Annotated in this window: 13 protein-coding genes and 1 riboswitch; of the genes, 11 read left to right on the forward strand and 2 right to left on the reverse strand. The window is 27.0% G+C overall.

What is annotated here, in order from left to right; genetic code table 11:
- Positions 1-20 precede the first annotated feature (20 nt).
- Positions 21-2,117, forward strand: a complete 2,097-nt coding sequence (locus J2S18_RS07005) for a HelD family protein (RefSeq protein ID WP_307485015.1) — start codon at positions 21-23, stop codon at positions 2,115-2,117.
- A gap of 77 nt (positions 2,118-2,194) precedes the next feature.
- Here J2S18_RS07005 and J2S18_RS07010 read toward each other — a convergent pair whose 3' ends face one another.
- Positions 2,195-3,286, reverse strand: coding sequence for an ATPase (locus J2S18_RS07010; RefSeq protein ID WP_307485017.1), 1,092 nt, complete (start codon positions 3,284-3,286; stop codon positions 2,195-2,197).
- A 460-nt stretch (positions 3,287-3,746) separates the two neighbouring features.
- Here J2S18_RS07010 and argF point away from each other — a divergent pair, with 460 nt between their 5' ends.
- Complete coding sequence (gene argF, locus J2S18_RS07015; RefSeq protein ID WP_307485020.1) at positions 3,747-4,742, forward strand: ornithine carbamoyltransferase; 996 nt, start codon at positions 3,747-3,749, stop codon at positions 4,740-4,742.
- A gap of 79 nt (positions 4,743-4,821) precedes the next feature.
- Here argF and J2S18_RS07020 read toward each other — a convergent pair whose 3' ends face one another.
- A complete protein-coding gene (locus tag J2S18_RS07020) occupies positions 4,822-6,006 on the reverse strand; it encodes a cation diffusion facilitator family transporter (RefSeq protein ID WP_307485023.1) in 1,185 nt (394 codons plus the stop codon).
- Positions 6,007-6,247: 241 nt separating this feature from the next.
- Here J2S18_RS07020 and J2S18_RS07025 point away from each other — a divergent pair, with 241 nt between their 5' ends.
- From J2S18_RS07025 to J2S18_RS07065, 9 genes are all read left to right on the forward strand, one after another.
- Positions 6,248-7,546, forward strand: a complete 1,299-nt coding sequence (locus J2S18_RS07025; RefSeq protein WP_307485025.1) for a M18 family aminopeptidase — start codon at positions 6,248-6,250, stop codon at positions 7,544-7,546.
- 304 nt (positions 7,547-7,850) lie between these two features.
- Entirely contained in the window at positions 7,851-8,354 is a 504-nt protein-coding gene (locus J2S18_RS07030; RefSeq protein ID WP_307485029.1) for a PepSY domain-containing protein, read from the forward strand.
- 192 nt (positions 8,355-8,546) lie between these two features.
- Positions 8,547-9,224 carry a response regulator transcription factor gene (locus tag J2S18_RS07035; protein WP_307485031.1) on the forward strand — a complete coding sequence of 226 codons (678 nt, stop codon included), beginning with the start codon at positions 8,547-8,549 and terminating at the stop codon, positions 9,222-9,224.
- Positions 9,214-10,308, forward strand: coding sequence for a sensor histidine kinase (locus tag J2S18_RS07040; protein ID WP_307485033.1), 1,095 nt, complete (start codon positions 9,214-9,216; stop codon positions 10,306-10,308). Before J2S18_RS07035 ends, J2S18_RS07040 begins: the two co-directional genes overlap by 11 nt.
- A gap of 158 nt (positions 10,309-10,466) precedes the next feature.
- Positions 10,467-10,571, forward strand: a riboswitch (TPP riboswitch).
- 95 nt (positions 10,572-10,666) lie between these two features.
- Positions 10,667-11,977, forward strand: a complete 1,311-nt coding sequence (gene thiC, locus J2S18_RS07045) for a phosphomethylpyrimidine synthase ThiC (RefSeq protein ID WP_307485035.1) — start codon at positions 10,667-10,669, stop codon at positions 11,975-11,977.
- Positions 11,978-12,002: 25 nt separating this feature from the next.
- Positions 12,003-13,391: an amidophosphoribosyltransferase gene (gene purF, locus J2S18_RS07050; RefSeq protein WP_307485036.1), complete on the forward strand. Its 1,389-nt coding sequence runs from the start codon at positions 12,003-12,005 to the stop codon at positions 13,389-13,391.
- Positions 13,392-13,534: 143 nt separating this feature from the next.
- A complete protein-coding gene (locus J2S18_RS07055) occupies positions 13,535-14,464 on the forward strand; it encodes a DMT family transporter (protein WP_307485038.1) in 930 nt (309 codons plus the stop codon).
- Positions 14,465-14,514: 50 nt separating this feature from the next.
- Positions 14,515-15,792: an L-cysteine desulfidase family protein gene (locus J2S18_RS07060; RefSeq protein ID WP_307485041.1), complete on the forward strand. Its 1,278-nt coding sequence runs from the start codon at positions 14,515-14,517 to the stop codon at positions 15,790-15,792.
- A gap of 216 nt (positions 15,793-16,008) precedes the next feature.
- The gene (locus J2S18_RS07065) at positions 16,009-24,144 is read left to right on the forward strand and encodes a glycoside hydrolase family 94 protein (RefSeq protein WP_307485043.1); all 8,136 of its coding nucleotides are present in this window, start codon (positions 16,009-16,011) and stop codon (positions 24,142-24,144) included.
- Position 24,145: the final 1 nt, after the last annotated feature.

A 24,145-nucleotide genomic window follows, 5' to 3' on the forward strand; every position in this document is an offset into this window, starting at 1 on the left:
TTAAGAGGAGATGTAGAGACTTGAGTAATAACCTAGATTTCCTAATGGAAGAACAACATTTAGATCAAACTCTAAATATAATAAATGAAGAAATATTAAGTTATATAGATAAGAGAAAATATATAACAGACTATATAGTTGAATATAGAAAAAAAGTTATAGAAGAATATAGGGATGATGAAGACAAAGTATTAGATTACTTTGACCATGAAGCCTATGTAAAGGAAGAAGCTTTTAAAAGTATTGATAGGAAACTTAAAGAATGTGCAATTTTAAAAGAGTCACCTTATTTTGGAAAAATAGATTTTCTTGAAGATGATAGTAGTCCAGAAGAACTTTATATAGGAAGATTTGGATTAACAAAAGAAGGAACATTTGAGCCAGTTATTGTAGACTGGCGTGCTCCTATTGCATCTTTATTTTATAAAGGAAGTCTTGGTAAATCATCTTATGAATCACCATCTGGTGAAATTAAAACTGATATTTTAGCTAGAAGACAACTTATAGTTAAAAATGGAAAGCTAAAAGGTATTTTTGATTCAGCAGTTGATGTAAAAGATGATATACTTCAAATGGTTTTAACAGGTAATTCTTCTGAAAAGCTTAAAGATATTGTAATGACAATTCAAGAGGAACAGGATGAAATTATAAGAGCTCCAAAAGATAAGGTTGTTGTAGTAAATGGTGTTGCAGGTTCTGGTAAAACAACAATAGCTCTTCATAGAGTATCCTATTTACTATATAATTTTAGAAAACAGTTTGGAGATAAAGTTCTTATACTTGGACCAAATGATATATTTATAGATTATATTGCAGGAGTATTACCTTCTTTAGGAGAAGATGGAATAGATAATATGACTTTTGAAGCTTTTGCAAAAAGGGAGATAGATTTAAAAGAAGATATTATTGAGTTTTCCTATTATATTGAAGAAGCAATGAAAGGGAATGAAAAAGCCCTTAAAGAGTATAAGGAAAAAAGCTCTCGTGAGTTTGTTAAGAAGTTAGATAATGTAATTAAGGATATGGATATTAATTACTTTAATCCTGAAGCTGTTATGTTTTTTGGAGAAGAAATAGTATCTAAGAAAGAAATAGAAGATTTATTTAATGACTACTATGCTTATATGCCTTTATTTAGAAGAAGTGAAAAAATTAAGAGAATACTTACTTCAAAAATAAAAGATAAAAGAGATGAACTTGTTTGGAATTTAAACAAGGAAATAGAAAAGAAATTAAGTGAATTAAATGAAGATGAAATTATTTTTGAAAAGAATAATTTAGACTTCCAAAGAAGAATTAGAATAAGAGAAATAGTAAGAGAAGTAATTAATGCAAGAGAAAGAGTAAATGAATGGATTTCTCATGAAAGTATTTTAAGCCTTTATAAAAAGGCTACTAATACTGAAGTGTTAGGACATATGGATCTTGCTGGAGTTCTTTATTTAATGATTAAATTAAATGGTAAGCAAACAAAGAAAGAATATAAACATATTGTAATAGATGAAGCCCAAGATTATAGCTATATACAATTTGTTGTATTAAAGGAGTTAACAGGTTGTAACAGTTTAACAATAGTTGGAGATAGCAACCAAAGACTTATAGATACAAAGGAAACTCCTGCAATGCTTCATTTAGAAGAAGTTTTTGGAGATAAGGTAATTAATTTCTCATTAAATAAAAGTTATAGATCAACTCAAGAGATAATGGAATATGCAAGTAAATTCTTAAATGAAGAAAGAATTATTCCATTAGTTAGAAATGGAGAAAAAGTTCTTTTAGAAGAAACTGAAAATATTGAAGAAACTATAGATACTATAACTTCAATAATAGAAGATTATGAAGAAGAAGGACTTGAAAGTATAGCTGTTATTACTAAGAAAAAGGAAGATCTTAAAGATATTTCTCACAACTTAAAAGAGAAGGTTAAAATACTTACCTTTGATAGAAATGATATACTTTATAAAGGTGGAAAAGTTTTAATTCCAGCATATTTTGCAAAGGGATTAGAATTTGATGGAGTAATAATATTAGAAGATGAGGAAGAGATTCCAAATCTTGTTAAGTATATTATGGCAACTAGAGCCCTTCATAGGTTATCAGTAATAAAACAAAAATAAAAGTTAAAATAAAAAGGACTAACTAAAGTAATTTAAAGTTTACTTTAAGTTAGTCTTTTTTTATATGTGATTTAAGTTTAATTTTTAAATTGTTCAAAATCTAAAATTATTTCATCATAAACTTTATTAACAACATTAAAGTCCATATTATCTACATAATATTTTTCAAGTTTGTCATGAAGTAGTTTAGCTTGTGTAATTAATGAAAGTCCTTTATTTAATAAAATATCAAATTCACATCGATTAAAATCCAATTCATCTTTATAATCATTTAGCCTTTTATTATAGCAAAGGGAAGACATATCAAATAAAGTTCCATTAAAGTTAAGCTTTGAAATTTCATTTTCAGTAAATACTCCTAAATCAGCCTCTGGAATAATTATGTGCTCAATTTCATTTGGAAGTAATGGATGATGATAATATTCAACATATAAACCTGACCTTGTAGCAGATTTTCCAATAGATTTTAATATTTCACTTTTATAAAGACCAGGTTCTCCTTTAAGGACAAATAAGTTTTTAGTAAAAGTAGATAAGTCTTTACCAAAAGAAACTATTCCATTTGGTGTGAAGGCTGTTGCAAAAAGATGTCTTTCCTTTCCAAGAATGGTAGATGAAGATTCCTTTTGAAGAACTATCCCTTTAAAAGTACTTTCAAATTTAGAAAGTAAATTTTTATTTATGCAGTTTCTATTAATATTAATCCAATCTAAATATACTTTACTTGCACAATTAAAAAATGTATAGGCTCTATTAAAGCAAGTACTTATTTCATTGCTTATTTCTATTATTTCTTTTTTATGAGGAACTAGATTTTTATGATTAAGAGCTGTTGCTAAGTCTATTATTTTGTCAACTGCTCCAGGAGTTAGAGGATCTGTCATATGGGGAGATGTACCATCTAATATTGCAACATTTAAATCTTTAATTAAGATTCCATCAAGGGATTGATCGTCAGAAGAGCAATGATATTCCTCTACTGTATAAGAGTTAGTTGAAAAATAAAAAGATAACTTTTTCATTAAAGAGGACTTGCCAGTTCCAGGACCACCCTTTAAGCAAATTACTCTATTTGCATCTTCTTGAGAAATAATATATTTAAAAAGAGAGTAAAAACCTTCTGAAGTATTATTACCAAGGAACATATGTCGATTTTTTATCTTATTCATAATACACCTTCTTTTAAGCAATTTAATATTAAAAACAATACATTATATATAATATTAAATATTTTTGTTACTAAAATTCCTAATATAAATTATGAATATATCTATAAAAATTGTATAAATATTTATAGTTTTAATGAAATAGTATTAAAAATAAATTATATTAATGTATATAATAAATATACATTAATATATATTTTACTTATTAAAGGAAAGTAAATATATAAGGGGATAAATGAAAGGAAAGTCGTTCAAATAATATTAAATAAAGTATATTTATTTAATATAAATAGAATATAAAAATAAATATGCATTTTTTGGAATAAAAATCCTTTGTAGTTATTTAAAAGTAGATATATAATAACTTAAAACAAAATAAAAGTTAACTTAATGTATTAAAGAAATCTAATATTTAAGTTAGCCATTATTTATGAATTTCATTTAACTTAAGGAGGAATAAAAAATGGCAGTTAATTTAAAAGGAAGAAGTTTTTTAACATTAAAGGATTTTACACCAGAAGAAATTAGATATCTTTTAGACCTTTCTCATGACTTAAAGGCAAAAAAGAGAGCTGGAATCTTAGGTGATACTTTAAAAGGAAAAAATGTTGTATTATTATTTGAAAAAACATCAACTAGAACAAGATGTGCATTTGAATGTGGAGCAGCTGAAGAAGGAGCTCACGTAACATTTTTAACTAACTCACAAATGGGTAAAAAGGAATCAATAGAAGATACTGCAAAGGTACTTGGAAGAATGTACGATGGTATCGAATTTAGAGGATTTGCTCAATCAACAGTTGAAGAACTTGCAAAATATGCAGGAGTACCAGTTTGGAATGGATTAACAGATGCAGACCATCCAACTCAAATATTAGCAGACCTTCTTACAATAGAAGAACATACTCACAAAAAACTTAATGAAGTAAAATTAGTATTTACTGGTGATATAAGAAATAATATGAGCTATGCATTAATGTATGGTGCAGCTAAAATGGGAATGCATTTCGTAGCACTTGGACCTAAGAGCTTAGATCCAGATGAAAAGATAGTAAAAGAAATGCAAGAATACTCAAAACAAACAGGAGCTACAATTGAAATAACAGATAACGTTGATGAAGCAGTTAAAGATGCAGATGTTATCTACACTGATATTTGGGTATCAATGGGAGAAGATGAAAGTCTATATCCAGAAAGAGTTAAATTATTAAGCCCATATAAAGTAACAAGAGAAATGATGAATAAGACAGGAAAGAAAGATACATTATTCATGCATTGTCTTCCATCATTCCATGATATGACTACTAATGTTGCAAAAGACCTTAAGGACAGACTTGGTCTTGATATAACAGAAGTTGAAGATGAAGTATTTAGAAGTAAAAATTCAGTAGTTTTCGATGAAGCTGAAAATAGAATGCATACTATTAAAGCCGTAATGGTTGCAACTGCAGGAAAATAATTAGAATATAATAAAAATATATAAATAAAAAAGCAAAATAATAAATTTCTTTATTATTTTGCTTTTTTTATAATATAAATTAAACCTCGCTATAATCATGGTCTATGGTGATTATACAGTTGTACTGAGGATGAAGTTCTTTTATAGCCTCAATTATCTCACCTTTAAGTTTTTCCTCACTAGAAATTTTACTTAAATATTTTGAATTAACAACAACATCGAATATAAGATTTTTTTCATTACCTTCTCCAACTATTCTAAAATCATGTATTGATTTTATTAGTGGATTATATTTAATAATTCTTGATACTTCTTTATATGCTGTATTAATTTCATCATCCGATAAACAAATAGGGTCCATATGAATAACTAAATAAATATTTAGTTTTTTTGAAATATCTCTTTCAGCCTTATCTATAATATTATGAATTTCCATAATATCAATATCAGAAGGAATTTCAGCATGGGCTGAAGCCATACACCTTCCAGGTCCATAATTATGAACTATAAGGTCATGAACACCTATAATATGATCATAGGATAACATCATATCTTCTATACTTTTAACAAGTTCAGGGTCTGGTGCTTCACCAAGTAATGGATTAATAGTTTCTTTAACAAGTGTAAAACCAGAATAAACTATTATGAAAGCAACAATTATACCAATATATCCATCTATAGGAACACTAATAAATTTAGCGGCTAAAATAGATATTGCAACACAGCTTGAGCTAAACACATCTCCTAATGCGTCAACAGAAGAAGCTTTTAATGCACCTGAATCTATTTTTTTACCAATAAATCTATTAAATATTGCAAGCCATAATTTAAGAAATATTGAAACAATAAGTAAAATGAAAGGAATCCATTCAAAATGTATTACTTCAGGATGCAATATTTTTTCAAAGGATGATTTTACAAATTGAAGCCCTACAAGCATTACCATAAAGGCAACAACAAGAGCCGATAGATATTCCATTCTACCATGACCAAATGGATGTTTTTCATCTGCTGGCATATTAGCCATTTTAAATCCTGCAATTGTAATTACTGATGAACCAGCATCAGAAAGGTTATTAAAGGCATCGGCAGTAACTGCAATACTAGAAACTAGCATTCCAACAGAAAATTTTATAATAAATAAAATAACATTAACAATTATTCCAATTACCCCACCTAAAAATCCATAATTGTTACGTACATTTCTATCTTTTGTATCCTCACTATTTTTTATGAAGGTTTTTACTAAAAAATTTGAAAACATTGAAATTTCCCCTCCGATTTGAATAATATATATTATTCTATCTTACTGATAAGTATTAAGCAAATCTATTTAATTAAAACATAAATTAAAAATAAAAAATTTTATAAAGCTACTTTTATTATATTATATAACTAGAGTTTGAATAAAATATTAAATGAGTTCATTAATATATCATATGTAATTTTAAATATGGTAGAATGGAGTTAATAGAAAATTAAACAATTGCTAAGGAGGAAGAAAGATGGAAAAGAAATTAGCAACAGAATTAATAGACTTTTTATATAATAGTCCAACAGCATATCATGCTGCTTCATCAGTAAAGGATATGTTAGATAAGGATGGATTTACAGAACTTTTTGAAAAGGATTCATGGAAATTAGAAAAGGGTAAAAAATATTATTTAGTAAAAAATGATTCAGCTGTAATAGCTTTTAAAGTTGGTAATGGAGAACTTGAAAAGGATGGATTTAGACTTATAGGATCTCATACAGATGCACCTGGATTTAAAATAAAGCCAAATGCAGAAATGAAAACAGAAGATCATTATGTAAGATTAAATACAGAAGTTTATGGTGGACCAATACTTTATACATGGTTTGATAGACCACTTGGAATAGCTGGTAGAGTTATATTAAAGGGAAAATCACCATTAAAACCAGAAGTTAGACTAGTTAATGTAAATAAACCAATTTTAATAATACCAAGTTTAGCTATACATATGAACAGAACAGTTAATGAAGGATATGCTTTTAATAAACAAAAGGATACACTACCATTAGTAGGTTTTGTTAATGAAAAGTTAGAAGAAGAAGGATATTTAATAAGTCTTTTAACTAAGGAATTAGGAGTTAATAAAGAAGATATATTAGATTTTGATTTATTCTTATATGAATATGAAAAAGGATGCGTAATGGGAATAAATGAAGAATTTATTTCAGCTGGAAAATTAGATGACCAATGGATGGTTTTTGCAGGAGTTAAGGCATTAATGAATAGTACAGACATAGATTCAACTAAGGTTATGATTTGTATTGATAATGAGGAAATTGGAAGCTTAACTGCTCAAGGTGCACAATCAAACTTTATAAGAAGAACATTAGAAAGAATTTCAATAGCACTTTCAAAGAATACAGAAGAATTCTTTAGAGCACTTTCAAATTCATTAATGATTTCAGCAGATTTAGCTCATGCTGTACATCCAAATTTACCAGATAAACATGATCCAAGTAATAGACCAGTACTTGGAAATGGACCAGTTCTTAAAATTGCAGCATCAGGAAGTTATTCAACAGAAGGTGTAGCAGCTGGAGTATTTGAAACAGTATGTAAAGAAGCAAATGTACCTATGCAAAAATTTGTTAATAGATCAGATGTAAGAGGTGGAACTACAATAGGACCAATGTCAGCAGCAGACCTTTGTATTCCAGTTGTAGATATGGGAGCTCCAATTATAGGAATGCACTCAGTAAGAGAACTTGCAACAGTTAAGGATAATTTCTATACAATAGAAGCATTTACTAAATTCTTTAGCTTAAATTAATATTTAAAGGTTATGTTTTTTTACCTGTTGATTTTTTAAACATAGCCATATAAAAAGGGGTTACTGCAATTATTTTGTAGTAACCTTTTTATTAATTATAGATATCTAAAGAGAAAGAAATTAAAAATGTTCTAAGGAAATTTATACTTTAAGATCTTTCAAAAGACAATAACAAAGTATAGTTAAAAGATTAAAAAATTCTTAGATTAGAAAATTCTCATTTTTATTAAAGAGTATTTTAATTTTCCATTGTTATTATTAAATCATAAATTAAATAAATGATTTTTTTAGGAGGAATTTTATAATGGATAAAAACAATAATATAAATGAGAACAACAAGGATACAGAAATTATAGAAGTAAAGGACATGAAAGCAGAGACAAATAATGAAAATAAAGAAGTAAAAAATAAAAAGAATAAATTTAGTAAGAGAAAAATAATAGGACTTTCTATTTTAGCTGTGGTAATTGGTGGAGCAATTGCAGCAGGAGCTGCAGTTTATGATCACATGGAAGATAGAGGCAATAACCCTATAGAGCAAGCAAAGGAAAAAGTTGAAATGAAATTTGCAGAAAAACCAAATTATTCATTAGATCAGGCAAAGGAAATTGCATTAAAAAAGGTTAATGGAACTGTAGTGAAAAGTAAAGAAGATGTAGAAGATGGAATTGTAGAATATGAATTTAAAATAAAGGACAAAGAAAATTTATTACAAGAGATTACTGTTGATGGAAAAACAGGTGCTATAGTAGATATAGATAATCCTTTAAATGATCACAAAAAAGATGATGACCATCATAATGATTAGTAAATAAGAGAGTGGAAAAGTTCCCTCTCTTATTTTGCAATTTAGATTATTGAATTTTTTATTAATAAGGATGTTTAAAATCATATATAGTATTAAAATTATAATTAGAGATATTACTTTAAAGCATAGTTAATATAAAAAATTATATTATGAGTATATATTGATTAAACAATAATTGGAGGGGACGTAATTGTGAAGAAGATTCTTATAGTTGAAGATGAAGAAAATATGGTTTCTTTTATACAAATGGAATTAAAATATGAGGGCTATGAAGTTGAAGTTGCAAATGATGGAAGAAGTGCAGTTACTTTAGCTTTAGAGAAAAATTTTGATTTAATACTTTTAGATTTAATGCTGCCTGGAATAAATGGATTAGAAGTTTGCAGAAGAATTAGAAAGGAAAAGGATACCCCAATAATTATGTTAACTGCAAGGGATAGTGTTATGGATAAGGTAACAGGTCTTCAAACAGGTGCTGATGATTATGTATCAAAGCCCTTTGCTATTGAAGAATTACTTGCAAGGATGGAAGTTATTTTTAGAAGAAGTGACAAAGCTAGTAAAAAAGAAAAATTAAAATTTAAAGATATAGAGCTAGATATTGAAGGAAGAATAGTTAAAAAAGATGGGGATATTATTGAATTAACTAATACAGAGTTTCAATTGCTCCTTACATTTATGAGAAATAAAAATAGAGTTTTAACTAGGGAAATATTGCTAGATAATGTATGGGGATATAATTCAGAGGCAGAAACTAATATAGTAGATGTTTATGTTAGATATATTAGAAATAAATTAGATAAAAGTGAGAAGGAGAAATATATTCAAACTGTAAGAGGATTTGGATATGTAATGAGAGATGAAAATTAAAGAAAGATATAATAATCTCCCAATATTTTGGAAAATAACAATTGGATCTGTAATAGTATTTATTATATTTTTAATGTTTATTACTGTGGCACAAGCTTATTTATTTTTTGATTGGTTTTTAGATCATAAAAATAAATATGGAATAAATCTTAATATATTTGAAGATATATTTGAATCCTATGGATATTTAATTATAGTTGTTTCAATTCTTATTTTAATTATAAGTATACTGGGTGCTTTAGTTATATCAAGAATACTATTAAAAAATATAAGTGAACTTACAAATACAATGGAAGAAATTAAAAGAGAAGGAAAACTTGATAGAAGAGTTAAAGTTAATAAAAGTAATGATGAAATTTCAAAACTTTGTGTTTTATTTAATTCATTGATGGATGATTTAGAAAGTTCATTTAATAGGGAGAGAAGGTTTGTTCAAGATGCTTCCCATGAACTTAAAACTCCACTTACAATAATAAAAGGACATTTATCTCTTTTAAACAGATGGGGAAAAGACGACAGAGAAGTTTTAGATAAATCAATAAAAGCAAGTAGTGAAGAAGTAGATAGGCTTATAAATTTAGTTAAAACTTTATTAGATATATCTAATTTAGATAAAGTTAATGAAAAAATTATTGGTAATTGTTATAATAGAGAAGTTGTTTCAGGAGTTTTAGAGGATTTTTCCATTTTAAATAAAGATTATAATATTACTTGTGATTATAATGGCATAGAAGAATTTCCAATGAAGGATATACATTTAAAGCAGATTTTAATAATTCTTTTAGATAATGCAATTAAATATTCAGGAGAAGATAAAGAAGTAAATATTAGTTTTACTGAAAGCTATGAATATAAAATAGTAACTGTAACTGACAAAGGTATTGGAATACCAGAAGAAGATATTCCTTTATTATTTGATAGATTTTACAGAGTTGATAAATCAAGAAATAGCAAAACTGGAGGAAATGGACTTGGATTATCTATAGCAAAAAGATTAGCTATAATATATGGAGGAGATATAGGGGTAAAAAGTAAAGTTTCAGTTGGAACAAGTTTTAGAGTTGTTATTCCTAAAATTAAATAGAATATATTATATACAACTTTAATGCTATTTTAGATAAATACTAAGAATATTTTCAATTTTAAGAATATGGAAATGATTTCATTATTAATTGACAATATTAAACTATAGAGTTAAACTTATCAAGTAAAGAATGGATTTAATACAAAATTTAATAAATAAAAAATTACTAGAGGTGCCTAATTATAGGCTGAGAGGATTAAAAAATCTAACTCTATGAACCTGATTTGGTTAGTACCAACGTAGGGAAGTAATATATTATAAATTAGCTAAATTTAAGTAAGTTAAGGTATAAAAAAAAGATGCTTATCCTATGATAAGCATCTTTTTTTATTTATAAATTTTAAGGAGGAATATTAATATGAATTATACTACTCAAATGGATGCCGCTAAAAAAGGAATTGTAACAAAAGAAATGAAAAGAGTTGCAGAAAAGGAAGGTATTGATGGAAATGAATTAAGGGAATTAGTAGCAAAGGGACAAGTTGCCATACCTGCTAATAAAAATCATAAAAATTTAGATCCAGAAGGTGTGGGAAAGGGTTTAAAAACAAAAATAAATGTAAATCTTGGAATATCAAAGGATTGTTATTCAATAGAAAGAGAAATGGAAAAGGTAAAAAAAGCAATAGATATGAAAGCTGAAGCTATAATGGATCTTTCAAATTATGGTAAAACAGAAGAGTTTAGAAAAAAACTAGTAGAATATTCAACAGCAATGATAGGAACAGTTCCACTTTATGATGCAATTGGCTTTTATGAAAAAGAAATAAATGAAATTACAGTAGATGAATTTTTTAAGGTTGTTGAAAAACATGCAGAAGATGGTGTGGATTTTTTAACTATTCATGTTGGATTAAATAGAGAAGTTGTAGAAAGTTTTAAAAGAAATAAAAGAATTACAAATATAGTTTCAAGAGGAGGTTCCCTTTTATATGCATGGATGGAAATAAATAATTGTGAGAATCCTTTTTATGAACATTTTGATAGATTACTTGATATTTGTGAAAAGTATGATGTTACATTAAGTCTTGGAGATGCTTGCAGACCAGGATGTATTGCTGATTCAACAGATGCAATTCAAATTAAAGAGCTTATAGTTTTAGGTGAGCTTACAAAAAGAGCATGGGAGAGAAATGTTCAAGTAATAATAGAGGGTCCTGGACATATGTCTTTAGATGAAATTAAAGCAAATGTTGAAATTGAGAAAAAACTTTGTCATGGAGCACCATTTTATGTTTTAGGACCAATAGTTACAGATATAGCACCAGGTTATGATCATATAACATCAGCTATAGGTGGAGCAATTGCAGCAGCTTATGGAGTAGATTTTTTATGTTATGTAACTCCAGCAGAACATTTAAGACTTCCTAATTTAGAAGATATGAAAGAAGGAATAATAGCTACTAAAATAGCAGCACATTCAGGAGATATTGTAAAAGGAGTAAGTGGAGCTAGAGAGTGGGATAATTCTATGGCAAAAGCAAGAGCAGAACTTGATTGGGAAAAGATGTTTGAATTAGCCATTGATGGTGAAAAAGCAAGGAAATATAGAAAAGAATCAATGCCAAAACATTCAGATAGTTGTACTATGTGTGGAAAAATGTGTTCAGTAAGAAATATGAATAAGATTTTAAAAGGTGGAGCTTCAGATATTTTTAAAGATAAATAAAAAAGACATTTAATGGAGGAAGCTTATGTGTGAAACTAACATAGATGATAAATTAAAAGAAGAATGTGGAGTATTTGGAATTTACTCTAAAGAAAATTTAAATGTTTCAAATATTGTATACTATGGATTATATGCACTGCAGCATAGGGGAGAAGAAAGTGCAGGAATTGCAACTTTTAATAATAAAAATATAAAGTGTTATAAAGATATTGGACTAGTTTGTGATGTATTTGATAAAAATATAATAAATTCATTAAAGGGTAATATATCAATTGGACATGTTAGATATTCTACAAGTGGAAAAAATGATATAAATTGTGTTCAACCAATACTTGGCAAATTTAATGGTGAAGAATTTGCAGTAGCACATAATGGAAATTTAATAAATACAGATAAATTAAAAAATATAATACAGGAAAAATATTTAAAAAATATAAATAAATTAAATATTTCTTCAGATACGCAAATTATTGCAAAATTAATTGAATTTCAGTATACAAAAACTATTGAAGAGGCTTTAATAAATATAATGAAATTAATAAAAGGATCATATTCATTAGTTTTAATATTAAAAAATAAATTAATAGGAGTTTGTGATATTAATGGAATAAAGCCATTATGTATAGGGAAAGTTTCTAATAATTATGTGCTAGCATCTGAAAGTTGTGCATTAAATTCCATTGGAGGAACACTTATAAGAGAGGTTAGTCCAGGAGAAATAGTTACAATAGATAATGATGGAATACATTTAAAAAATGCTTTTAATAATTTAAAAAGAAAAATATGTGCCTTTGAATATGTTTATTTTTCAAGAGCAGATAGTGTAATAAATGGTATAAGTGTTTATAATGCAAGATTTTTAGCAGGTCAAAAACTTTTTGAACAATCAAAAACAGAAGCAGATATAGTTATAGGTGTTCCAAATTCTGGGCTGATTGCAGCAGAAGGTTATGCATCTTCAGCAAAAATTACTTATGGTACAGGTTTAATTAAAAATCAATATGTTGGAAGAACATTCATAGCGCCTTCACAAGAAATGCGTGAAAATAAAGTTTCAATAAAGCTAACTTCAATAAAAGAAAATTTATATAACAAAAGAGTTATAGTAATTGATGATTCTATTGTAAGAGGAACTACAAGTAAAAGATTAATAAAACTTCTTAGAGATGCTGGAGCTAAAGAAGTTCACTTTAAATCCGCCTCTCCAATTATAAAATATTCTTGTAACTTAGGAATTAATACCCCAGATGAAAATAAACTAATTGGTAATAAAAAATCTATTGAAGAAATAAGAAAATATATTGGTGCAGATACACTTGAATATTTAAATTTAGATAATTTTTTAAATATTTTTAATAATAAGCAAAATGACTTATGTATAGGTTGTTTTAGTGGTATTTATCCAGTAAAATGATTATATAAAATAAAAAATTTCTCAAAAAAAAATAATTTCATAATTCATTGACAATGGAAAATAAGGGTTTTAGAATAAATAATTGGGAAAGGAATTTCTAAAAAAATCAACTTATGAAATAGAGCAACGTGGGGGTATGGATTATGAAATCTTATAAGGGAATAGTATATGCAATTTTAGCATCAGTGGCTTTTGGGTTAATGCCTATATTTGCTAAGTTTACGTATTTACATGGATCAAATTCAAACACAGTATTATTTTTCAGGTTTACAATTGCAGCTGTAATATTACTAGTATATTTAATAGTTAAAAAGGTATCACTAAAAGTCAATAAAAAGCAGTTTATAATACTTAGTTTTATTGGATTAATTGGATATACATTAACAACTCAGACACTTTTTATGTCTTATGATTACTTAAATGTAGGTTTAGCAACTACATTACATTTTGTATATCCAGCTTTTGTATGTATATTAGAATATATATTCTTTAAAAAGAATATGAGCAAAAATAAAGTGTTATCATTAATTTTTGCAGGTGTAGGTGTTTATTCTTTAATAGCTTTTGAAAATAATACATTAAGTACAATGGGATTATTTTTAGCAGTATTTTCAGGACTTTCTTATGGAGTCAATATAGTACTTTTAGCCCTTAAAGAACTTGAAAAATTAGATAATAGGGTAATAACAATGTATGTAACCTTTGGAGCTTCAATTGGTATGTTTATATATGGAGAAGTTACAGGTTCATTAATAACAAAAATAAATTTAGAATTAGTAATGGCATATATATTTATAGCAGTAGTTTCTACAATAATTGCTATGATACTTTTATTAAAAGGAATAGAATTAATAGGTCCATCATCTGCATCAATACTTGGAACTTTTGAACCAATAGTAAGTATTATAATGGGTGCATTTATATTTGGAGAAGCTATAACTTTTGCTTTATTTTTAGGTGGAGCTTTAATTCTTACATCAACAATTATTTTAGCAAGAGATAAATCAGGTAATGAGACTGTTCAGGAAGTAATAGAGGCTAAAAGAGGTACAAATATTAGTTTACAAGGATAAATGGTATAAAATTTTGGGGCGTAATTTTTAAGAGAAGAGAGGAAAAGAACATGAGAAGAGAATTTATAGAAATATTAAAAAAAGAAATAGTTCCAGCAGAAGGTTGTACAGAACCAATAGCAGTGGCTTATGCAGTTTCAATGGCAGTAGAAAATTTAAATGAACCACTAGAAAATATTGATATATTATTAAGTATGAACATAATAAAAAATGCTCTTGGAGTTGGAATACCAGGTACAGGAAAAGTTGGGATAGATATTGCAGCAGCCCTTGGAGCTGTTATAAAAAAATCTTATAAAAAATTAGAAGTATTATCAAACTTTTCAGAAAGTGAATTAGAAGAAGCAAATAAACTAGTTCAAAATAAAATTATAAAGGTATTTCAAAAGGATACTAATGAAAAATTATATATAGAAGTTATAGCAAAGGGAAAGACTGAATACTCTAAAGTTATAATTGCAAAGGATCACACTAATGTTATTTTAATAGATAAAAATGGAGAAAAAATATTAGATAATGAAAGCTCTCTATTAAATAATGAAAATACAGAAACAGAAGAAAGTAGTGGATTATCTATTGAAGAAATATATAATTTTGCAAAAGAAATTCCATTTGAAGATATAAAGTTTATTCTTCAAGGAGCTGATATGAATAGAAAAGTATCTGATGAAGGACTTAAGGGCGGATATGGATTAGAAGTTGGAAGTAAAATAATAGAAGATAAAGGTTTTAATTTATTTACTAATAATGTGGCAAATAGAGTTATTGCAGCAACAGCAGCAGCTTCTGATGCAAGAATGGATGGTTGTTCAATGCCAATAATGACAACAGCAGGTTCAGGAAATCAAGGGATAGCTTGCTCAATGCCAGTTATTGAAACAGCTAAAATATTAGAAAAACCAGAGGAAGAACTTGCAAGAGCATTAGTTATAAGTAATCTGATAACGATACATTTAAAGGAATACATGGGAAGACTTTCTCCACTTTGCGGTGCAAGTATAGCAGGAGCAACAGGTGCTTGTTGTGGTATAACATATTTACTTGGTGGAAATCTTGAAAATATAAAGAGAGCAATAAATAATATGATTTCTGATATTGCAGGAATTATATGTGATGGAGCAAAGAGTACTTGTGCATTAAAGATAGCAACTGCAACAAATGCAGCAATACAATGTGCAACCCTTGCAATGAATGATATATCACCATCATCAAAGGACGGAATAGTATTTGATGATGCAGAAGAGACAATTAAAAATATTGAAGTATTAGTAAAGGACGGACTAAACAACACTGATAGTACAATATTAAACATAATGCTTAAAAAATAAATATATAATAGAAACTCTCTGCGAAATTAATTAGGTCTAAAGGGATATCTAAAATTACCACTTATATTAAAACTTAGCAAAGACTAAATTTAAAGTCTTTGCTAGGTTTTATTTTTTTGCAATCATTTAGAGATAATTTTAAATATAGGTAATTATTTTTAATCTTTTGGTAAAAACTATTCTTACAAGTAAAACTTTGCAAAGGAGAAGGTTACATTGAAAAAGAATAATTCATTAGGTTGTAGAAGAGATATCTTTAATGAGCTAAAGCTTAGTTTTATGGAAATAAAAGATACATATAAATATATTAAAGATTTATCAGATAAAGGTGAAGAGGTAATTTCAGCTGGTCAGTGGCTTTTAGATAATATGTATATTATTGAAAAAGAGTATAAGTCAGTAAAGAAAAATATGCCAAGGGAATATTTTAATAATCTTTTTATAGAGGAAATACAAAATAAAAAATCTCCTAGAATATTTTTATTAGCAAAGAAAATGTTAGAGGAAACTAAGGGAAGAGTTAGTGAAGAAAATTCTATTCATTTTATATTAAGAGAAGATGAAAGATTAAATATGGGGGAACTTTGGGCATTTCCATTAATGATTAGAATAAATATTATAACAAATATTGCAAATATATCAGAGAAAATAAAGGAATTTTATAAAATCAAAAGAGAAGAAAAGGATAAAATAAAAAATAATTCTAAGGAAGTATTATTAGAAGAAAGGATAGATATTCTTATAACTTCCCTTAGAAATATAGACAATATAGATTGGATAAGGTTTTTTAATGAAACATCTATGGTGGAAAAAATACTTTTAAAGGACCCTTCAAAAACCTACGAAAAAATGGATTTTAAATCTAAAGATTATTATCGTCATAAAATAGAGTTAATTGCAAGAAAAAATCAAATTGATGAAATAGTAATAGCAGAAAAGTTATTATTTTTAGCAAAGATAGAAAAGGAAAATTGTAAAACTGGTTATAAAACTCATATAGGATATTATTTAATTGATGATGGAATTAGTAAATTAAATAAGCTGCTAGGTAATGGGATTAAAATAAAAAATAAATTTAGTTCTATAAATTTTTGGCTTATAAATATATTAGGTACATTTTTAATTATTGATATTGTATTAATTTTAGGTCATTTATTAGGAGCTGAATATAATAGATATCAATATATTTTGGCAGGTATAATGTTAATTATTCCAGCAAGTGAAATAGTTGTTACATGTATAAACTGGATAGTAGGAAAGAAGGTTACAATAAGGCATATACCTAAGATAGATTTAAAAAATGGAATAGAGGAAAATCAAAAGAGTATAGTTATAGTTCCAACAATAATAAATTCAGTAGAAAATGGTAAAGCTCTTGCAGAGAAATTAGAGATAATTTATTTATCAAATAAGGATGATAACCTTTATTTTGCAGTACTTGGGGATTTTAAGGATAGTAATGAAAAAGTTAATGATAAAGATAATGAAATAAATAATTCAATAATAAAAGAAATTAAAAAATTAAATAATAAGTATAGCAAAGGGGAAAATGAGAAGTTTTTCTTTTTTAATAGAGAGAGAATTTATAATCCAAATGAAGGTGTATTTATGGGGAGAGAACGAAAAAGGGGAAAAATAATGGAATTTATTGCTCTATTAAAAGGAGATAATAGTAGCCATACATTTAATGTAATAAGTAGTTCAATAAAAAACATTAAAGATGCAAAATATATAATAACTTTAGATACAGATACTTTAGTTACAAGGGGAGTAATTAAAAAACTTATAGGTGCAATGTGCCATCCTTTAAATAAAGCAGTATATAAGGATAACAGAGTAAAAAGAGGTTATGGAGTTATGCAACCTAAAATTTCAATATCCTTAGAAAGTAAAAACAAAAGTAAATTTTCAAAACTATTTGGAGGAGAAGGAGGAGTAGATGGATATTCAATAGCTTATTCAGATACTTATGAAGATTTATTTGGAGAGGGTTCCTTTACTGGTAAGGGGATAATTGATATAGATATATTTTATAAAGTTTTAAAGGATGAAATTCCAGAAAATAGAGTTTTAAGTCATGATTTGTTAGAAGGCTGCTATGTTAGAAGTGCATTAGTTACTGACTGCGAATTTATTGATAACTATCCATCTACATATATGGGAAGCTCAAAAAGATTAAGTAGGTGGGTTAGAGGAGATTGGCAGCTTATACCTTGGCTTTTTTCTTCAAAGTTATCTACATTATCTAAGTGGAAGATTTTTGATAATTTAAGAAGAAGTTTATTAGCACCTTCTATTTTAATAGGACTTGGAGTATCTTTAATTTACTTAAATAGGGGAATTGAAGTAACGGTAATAATATTTTTAGCGTTAATAGTTCCTTTAGTATTTACTGTTACAGATTTTGTTGTTACTCCAAAAAATAAATTAATAGGAACTATTAAAAGTATAAGGCAAATTTTCTTTATTATAAGTTTCATTCCATATCAAGCTTATAATATGATGGTTTCTATATTTAAAGCTTTGTTTAGATTATTTATTACAAAAAATAATTTATTAGAATGGCAAACTGCTGAAGAAGCTGAAAGATTAGTTAAAGATACATTAGGATATTATTATATAAAAATGTGGTCATCAGTTTTTATTGGTGGATTATTTATAATTTTAAGCTTCAATTCTTCATTAACATTTGGATTTTTGATTACTATACTTTCTGTACTTTGGGTACTTTCACCTTTTATAGCTTATAAAATTAGTAAATCTAATAAAGAGAAGACTATTATATTAAATAATTTAGAAAGAAAATATTTAAGAGAAATAAGCAGAAGAACATGGGCATACTACGAAGATTTTGTAAATGAAGAAAATAACTATTTAGCACCAGATAATTATCAGGAAAAGCCTTATAAGGGAGTTGCAAATAGAACATCTCCAACAAATATAGGAATGGGATTAATATCCAATATAGTAGCCTATGATTTAGGATATATTTCTTTAAAAAAAGTAGTAGAGAGAATTGAGCTAATATTAGAAGGAATGAATAAACTGGAAAAGTATGAAGGACATTATTTAAATTGGTATGATACAAAAACTTTAAAGGCTCTATGGCCAAGATATGTATCAACAGTTGATAGTGGAAATCTATTAGGATATTTGTGGATAGTTAAAGAAACTCTTAATGATTATAAAAAAAATGAATTAATAAGAAAAGAGGAAATTAAGGCTTTAGAAGATATTTATGGAATACTAAATTTAGAATTTAATATTTCAGAAGAGGATTTAGAAGGTCTTACAAAGGAAAAGTATGTAACTATTCTTAGAAACAAGTTAAAGGAATTAATAGAATTAAAGAATAATAAAGAAGAGAATAGTGAATTTAATTATTGGATAAAAAAATTAGAAAATGAAATTGAAAATAAGATAAGTGATATAGATTGCAATTTATATGCAGAAAATAGAATAAACAAAATAATAGATAATATAGAAAACATTATGGAGGATATGAACTTTAAAATCTTATATAAAAAGGAAAGAGGATTATTTTCTATTGGCTACAATTTAGAAGAAGATTCCCTAGGAAATTCCTATTATGATCTTTTAGCATCAGAGGCAAGAACAGCCTCCTTTTTATCAATAGCAAGAAATGAAGTGGAAACAAGTCATTGGTTTAAATTAGGGAGAGCTATGACTAATGCCTTTAGAGGAAAAACTTTAGTTTCTTGGAGTGGAACTATGTTTGAATATTTTATGCCTAATTTAATTATGAAAAGTTATGATAATACATTATTAGATTTAACTTATAAATCAGTAATAAAAGCTCAAATGACTTTTGGAAAGAAGAAAAAAGTTCCATGGGGAATATCTGAATCAGCCTTTTATAAATTTGATATTGACAAAAACTATCAATATAAAGCCTTTGGAATACCAAAGATTGGGCTAAAGAGAGGTCTTGAAGATGAGTTAGTTGTTTCTCCTTATTCAACTTTAATGGTTCTTCCTTGGAACAAAGACAAATGTATTAAAAATTTAAAATTATTAGAGGAAAAAGGTGCTCTTGGTAGGTATGGTTTTATAGAGGCAATTGATTTTACTCCAAATAGGGTAAATAAAATATTAAGTGAAGAAGTAATTTTTGATAGTTATTTAGAAAATAATAGTAATGACTTAAAGGATAATTATAAAAATGATATAAATGATGAAAACTTAGATTTAAAAGTTAGTAGAAAAGGTAAAAAGGTACAATGCTATATGGTACATCACCTAGGTATGGGATTTTTAGCATTAGATAATATTTTAAATGGACATATTATACAAAAAAGATTTCATAAAATACCAGAAGTTAAGGCTACAGAAATACTTCTTAAAGAAAAAATTCCAAATTACATAACCTTTGAAAGGGAAGAAGAGTTTAAAAATCAGGGAAATAAACTTGAAAGAGAGAAATTTTCAAAAAGGGTATATAAAGGAGCTTTAAGGGAAAATCCAGAGTTATTACTATTATCAAATGGAACATTTTCTACAATGATTACTTTAACAGGTAGTGGATATTCAAAAAGGGAAGATAATTTTCTATATAGATGGAAGGGCGATAGTACATCAGATAGTAGTGGATTATTTTTTTATATTAAAAATTTAAATTCTAATGATTATTGGAGTGCAACTTATGAGCCCTGCAAAATAGAAGGTGAAGATTATAAGGTAGAATTTTCTGTTGATAAGGGTAAGTTTTACAATGGAGAAGGTTCTATAAGTAGTGAAATGGAGATTGTTGTATCTCCAGAAGATGATTTAGATATTAGAAAATTAACATTAAAAAATAATGGAGAAAAGGGAAGAAGTATAGAAATAACAAGCTATATGGAAATAATATTAAATACCTTTGAGGGAGATGCAGCTCATCCAAGTTTTTCAAATCTTTTTATAGAAACTGAATTTGATGATGAAAGTGAAACTTTAATTGGAAAGAGGAGAGCAAGGGTTAAAGATGGGGAAGTTCCTTATATATTTCATAAAGTAGTAACTAAAGAATCTTTAGAAGGAAAAATAAGTTACGAAACTTCAAGAATTAATTTTATAGGAAGAAACAGAAATTTAAAATCTCCAGTGGCAATGGATAATGATAACTCATTAAAAAATACTGTGGGAATAGTTTTAGATCCAATTATGAGTATTCGAGGAAGAGTAAGATTAGAGACAGGGGAAGAAAAGACAATATATTTTATAACAGGAACAACTGATAATAGGGAAGAGGCAATAAATATTTCAAAGGAATATAGCAATGTAGAAAAATTAGAATCTTCCTTTAATATGTATAATAAATCAATGCAAGTAGAACTTAGAAATTTTGGAATTAAATCTATTCAAGGAAATATATATCAAAGTTTAGCTTCTTATATATTATTTTTAAATAAGGAAAGAAAAAATAGGGAAAAGTACATAAAAAATATAAATAGACATCAAAAGGATTTATGGCCTTATGGAATTTCAGGAGATTTAAAAATTGGAATGGTTCTAATAAAAAATGATAAAGATATTGATATTGTTAAGTCTATGATAAGGCTACATAGCTATTTAAGAAATAAAGGATTAAAATTTGACCTTATAATATACAATGATGAAGAAGTAACTTATGAACAGCCACTTCAAAAAAATATACTTCAATATATTAATCATTTAAGTGGAGAGGATATTCTTAATAAAAATGGAGGAATATTTCTTCACAATAAAGCTACAATGGGAGAGGATATAAAAGACTTTTTAATTGGAATTTCTTCGCTTTATGTAGATAGCAGTAATAGAGATATACTAAATGAAATAAATTCAGAAAATGATTTTATAATAAAACATAAAGAGGCAGAAGAATATAATAAAGTTAATATTGCTCATAATAATATTAAGAAAATAGAAATTAATGAAGAAGTAAAAGAAAGTGAATATAAATCCTTTGAAAATATAGAAAACTTAAAAAAATCCTTAGATTTATTTAACGGATATGGAGGTTTTGATAAAGAGGATGGAAGTTATGTAATTATTCTTGATAATTACAAAAATACTCCAGCACCGTGGATAAATATAATTTCAAATGATAACTTTGGTTTTCATATATCAGAAGTTGGATCAGCTCATACTTGGTGTGAAAATAGTAGAGAAAATAAAATAACACCATGGAGTAATGATTGGATTGAGGATCCATTAGGTGAAGTAATATACATTAAAGATAATGAGAGTAAAAATTATTTTTCAATAACTCCAGAACCAGTTAGAGATGAAGGGGCGTATATAATACGTCATGGATTTGGATATTCTTCCTTTGAACATACTACAAATAATATTAAAAGTAAGATGACAACATTTATACCAAGGGGAGAGAAGATTAAAATCCAAAGAATTATATTAGAAAATTTAGAAGATAGGGATAGAAAAATATCAGTATATTATTATGCTCAATTAGTTCTTGGAGTTTTAAATTATCAAACTTCTAAATATATAACTACATATAATAAAGGTAACTATATTTACGGAGAAAACCCTTACTCTGAATATTTTGGAGATTTAAAAGCTTATTCAACTATACTTGGAGGAGAAGAAATAAGTTTTACCTGTGATAGGGGAGAGTTTATTGGTATAGGAGGAAGTATACAAAACCCTAATGGATTAAAAAATAATAAATTAGATGAAAGATTTGGAAGTATATTTGATCCTTGCTTAGTATCAAAATGCAATATAACTCTAAAAAGAGGAGAAAAGAAAGAATTAATAATACTTTTAGGAGAGGAAAAATCAGAAGAAAGTATAGAAAAAATTATAGAAAAATATAGCAATATATCAAAAGCTAATGAAGAATTAGAAAATGTGAAGAATTATTGGAGAGATTTCCTCGGAAATATAAAGGTAAAAACAAAAAATAAGTCAATGGATTATTTATTAAATGGATGGCTTTTATATCAAAATTATAGTTGTAGATATTTAGCAAGAACTGCCTTTTATCAATCTGGAGGAGCATATGGATTTAGAGATCAACTTCAAGATTCAATGTCCCTTGGATTAATTAATCCTAAAATAACAAAGGAACAAATACTTAGAAGTGCTTCAAGACAATATTTAGAAGGTGATGTTCAGCACTGGTGGCATCCTATAATAAATAGTGGAATAAGAACAAGATTTTCAGATGATTTATTATGGCTTCCTTATGTTACATCAGAGTACATAAAATTTACTGGAGATTATAGTATTTTAAATGAAAAAGCTACTTATTTGGAAGATGAACCTTTAAAAACTGGTGAAGATGAAAGATATACAATAGTAAATAAATCTAACATAGAAGGAACTATATACGAACACTGTATAAAAGCAATAGAGAGAAGTTTGAAATTTGGAGAACATAACATTCCATTAATGGGAAGTGGAGATTGGAATGATGGAATGAGTACAGTAGGTAATAAGGGAAAGGGAGAAAGTGTATGGCTTGGATGGTTCCTTTATAAAATACTTACAGATTTTAATCATATATGTGATTATATGAAAGATGAAGAAAAGAAAAATAAATATTTAGAAATGAAAGAATTTATAAGAGAAAATATTGAAAAAAATGCTTGGGATGGTGGCTGGTATAGAAGAGCCTACTTTGATGATGGTACTCCACTTGGCTCAAGGGAAAATGGAGAATGTCAAATAGATTCTTTAGCTCAAAGCTGGTCATTAATATCAGAAGGTGGAAAATTAGATAGGGCAAAGGAAGCTATGGAAGCAGTAGAAAAAAATTTAGTAGATGAAGATTTAGCTTTAATAAAATTATTATCACCTCCCTTTGAAAAATCAAAGGAAGAACCAGGATATATTAAAGGTTATGTTTCTGGAGTTAGAGAAAATGGAGGTCAGTATACCCATGCAGCAACTTGGGTAATATTAGCTTTAACTAAACTTAACATGGGTGATAAAGCATTAAAATATTTTGATATGATAAATCCAATAAATCATACAAATACAGAACTAGAATGTAGAAGATATAAATTAGAACCTTATGTAATGGCAGCAGATGTTTATATAAGAGAGCCTCATGGAGGCAGAGGTGGATGGAGCTGGTATACTGGAACTGCAGGATGGATGTACAAAGTTGGATTAGAAAATATATTAGGATTTAAACATTACAAAGGAGAAGGATATATAATAGAACCTTGTGTGCCTAAGGACTTTAATGAATTTGAAATAAATATAAATAATGAAAGAGAAGAATACAATATAAAAGTAAAAAGAGGAGAAGAGAAGAAAATTATTATAAATGAAAAAGAAATTGAAGGAAATATAATACCTAGAAACTTAGGAAAGGCAAATATAATAGTACATTATATTTAAA

The organism is Eubacterium multiforme, from assembly GCF_030813415.1.
In the GTDB taxonomy this organism is placed as follows: domain Bacteria; phylum Bacillota; class Clostridia; order Clostridiales; family Clostridiaceae; genus Clostridium; species Clostridium multiforme.

Excerpts from the sequence above, each read along its gene's own strand:
- J2S18_RS07010 (WP_307485017.1), bottom strand. The coding sequence starts at position 3,286 with ATGAATAAGATAAAAAATCGACATATGTTCCTTGGTAATAATACTTCA.
- argF (WP_307485020.1), top strand. The coding sequence starts at position 3,747 with ATGGCAGTTAATTTAAAAGGAAGAAGTTTTTTAACATTAAAGGATTTT.
- J2S18_RS07020 (WP_307485023.1), bottom strand. The coding sequence starts at position 6,006 with ATGTTTTCAAATTTTTTAGTAAAAACCTTCATAAAAAATAGTGAGGAT.
- J2S18_RS07025 (WP_307485025.1), top strand. The coding sequence starts at position 6,248 with ATGGAAAAGAAATTAGCAACAGAATTAATAGACTTTTTATATAATAGT.
- J2S18_RS07030 (WP_307485029.1), top strand. The coding sequence starts at position 7,851 with ATGGATAAAAACAATAATATAAATGAGAACAACAAGGATACAGAAATT.
- J2S18_RS07040 (WP_307485033.1), top strand. The coding sequence starts at position 9,214 with ATGAAAATTAAAGAAAGATATAATAATCTCCCAATATTTTGGAAAATA.
- thiC (WP_307485035.1), top strand. The coding sequence starts at position 10,667 with ATGAATTATACTACTCAAATGGATGCCGCTAAAAAAGGAATTGTAACA.
- purF (WP_307485036.1), top strand. The coding sequence starts at position 12,003 with ATGTGTGAAACTAACATAGATGATAAATTAAAAGAAGAATGTGGAGTA.
- J2S18_RS07055 (WP_307485038.1), top strand. The coding sequence starts at position 13,535 with ATGAAATCTTATAAGGGAATAGTATATGCAATTTTAGCATCAGTGGCT.
- J2S18_RS07060 (WP_307485041.1), top strand. The coding sequence starts at position 14,515 with ATGAGAAGAGAATTTATAGAAATATTAAAAAAAGAAATAGTTCCAGCA.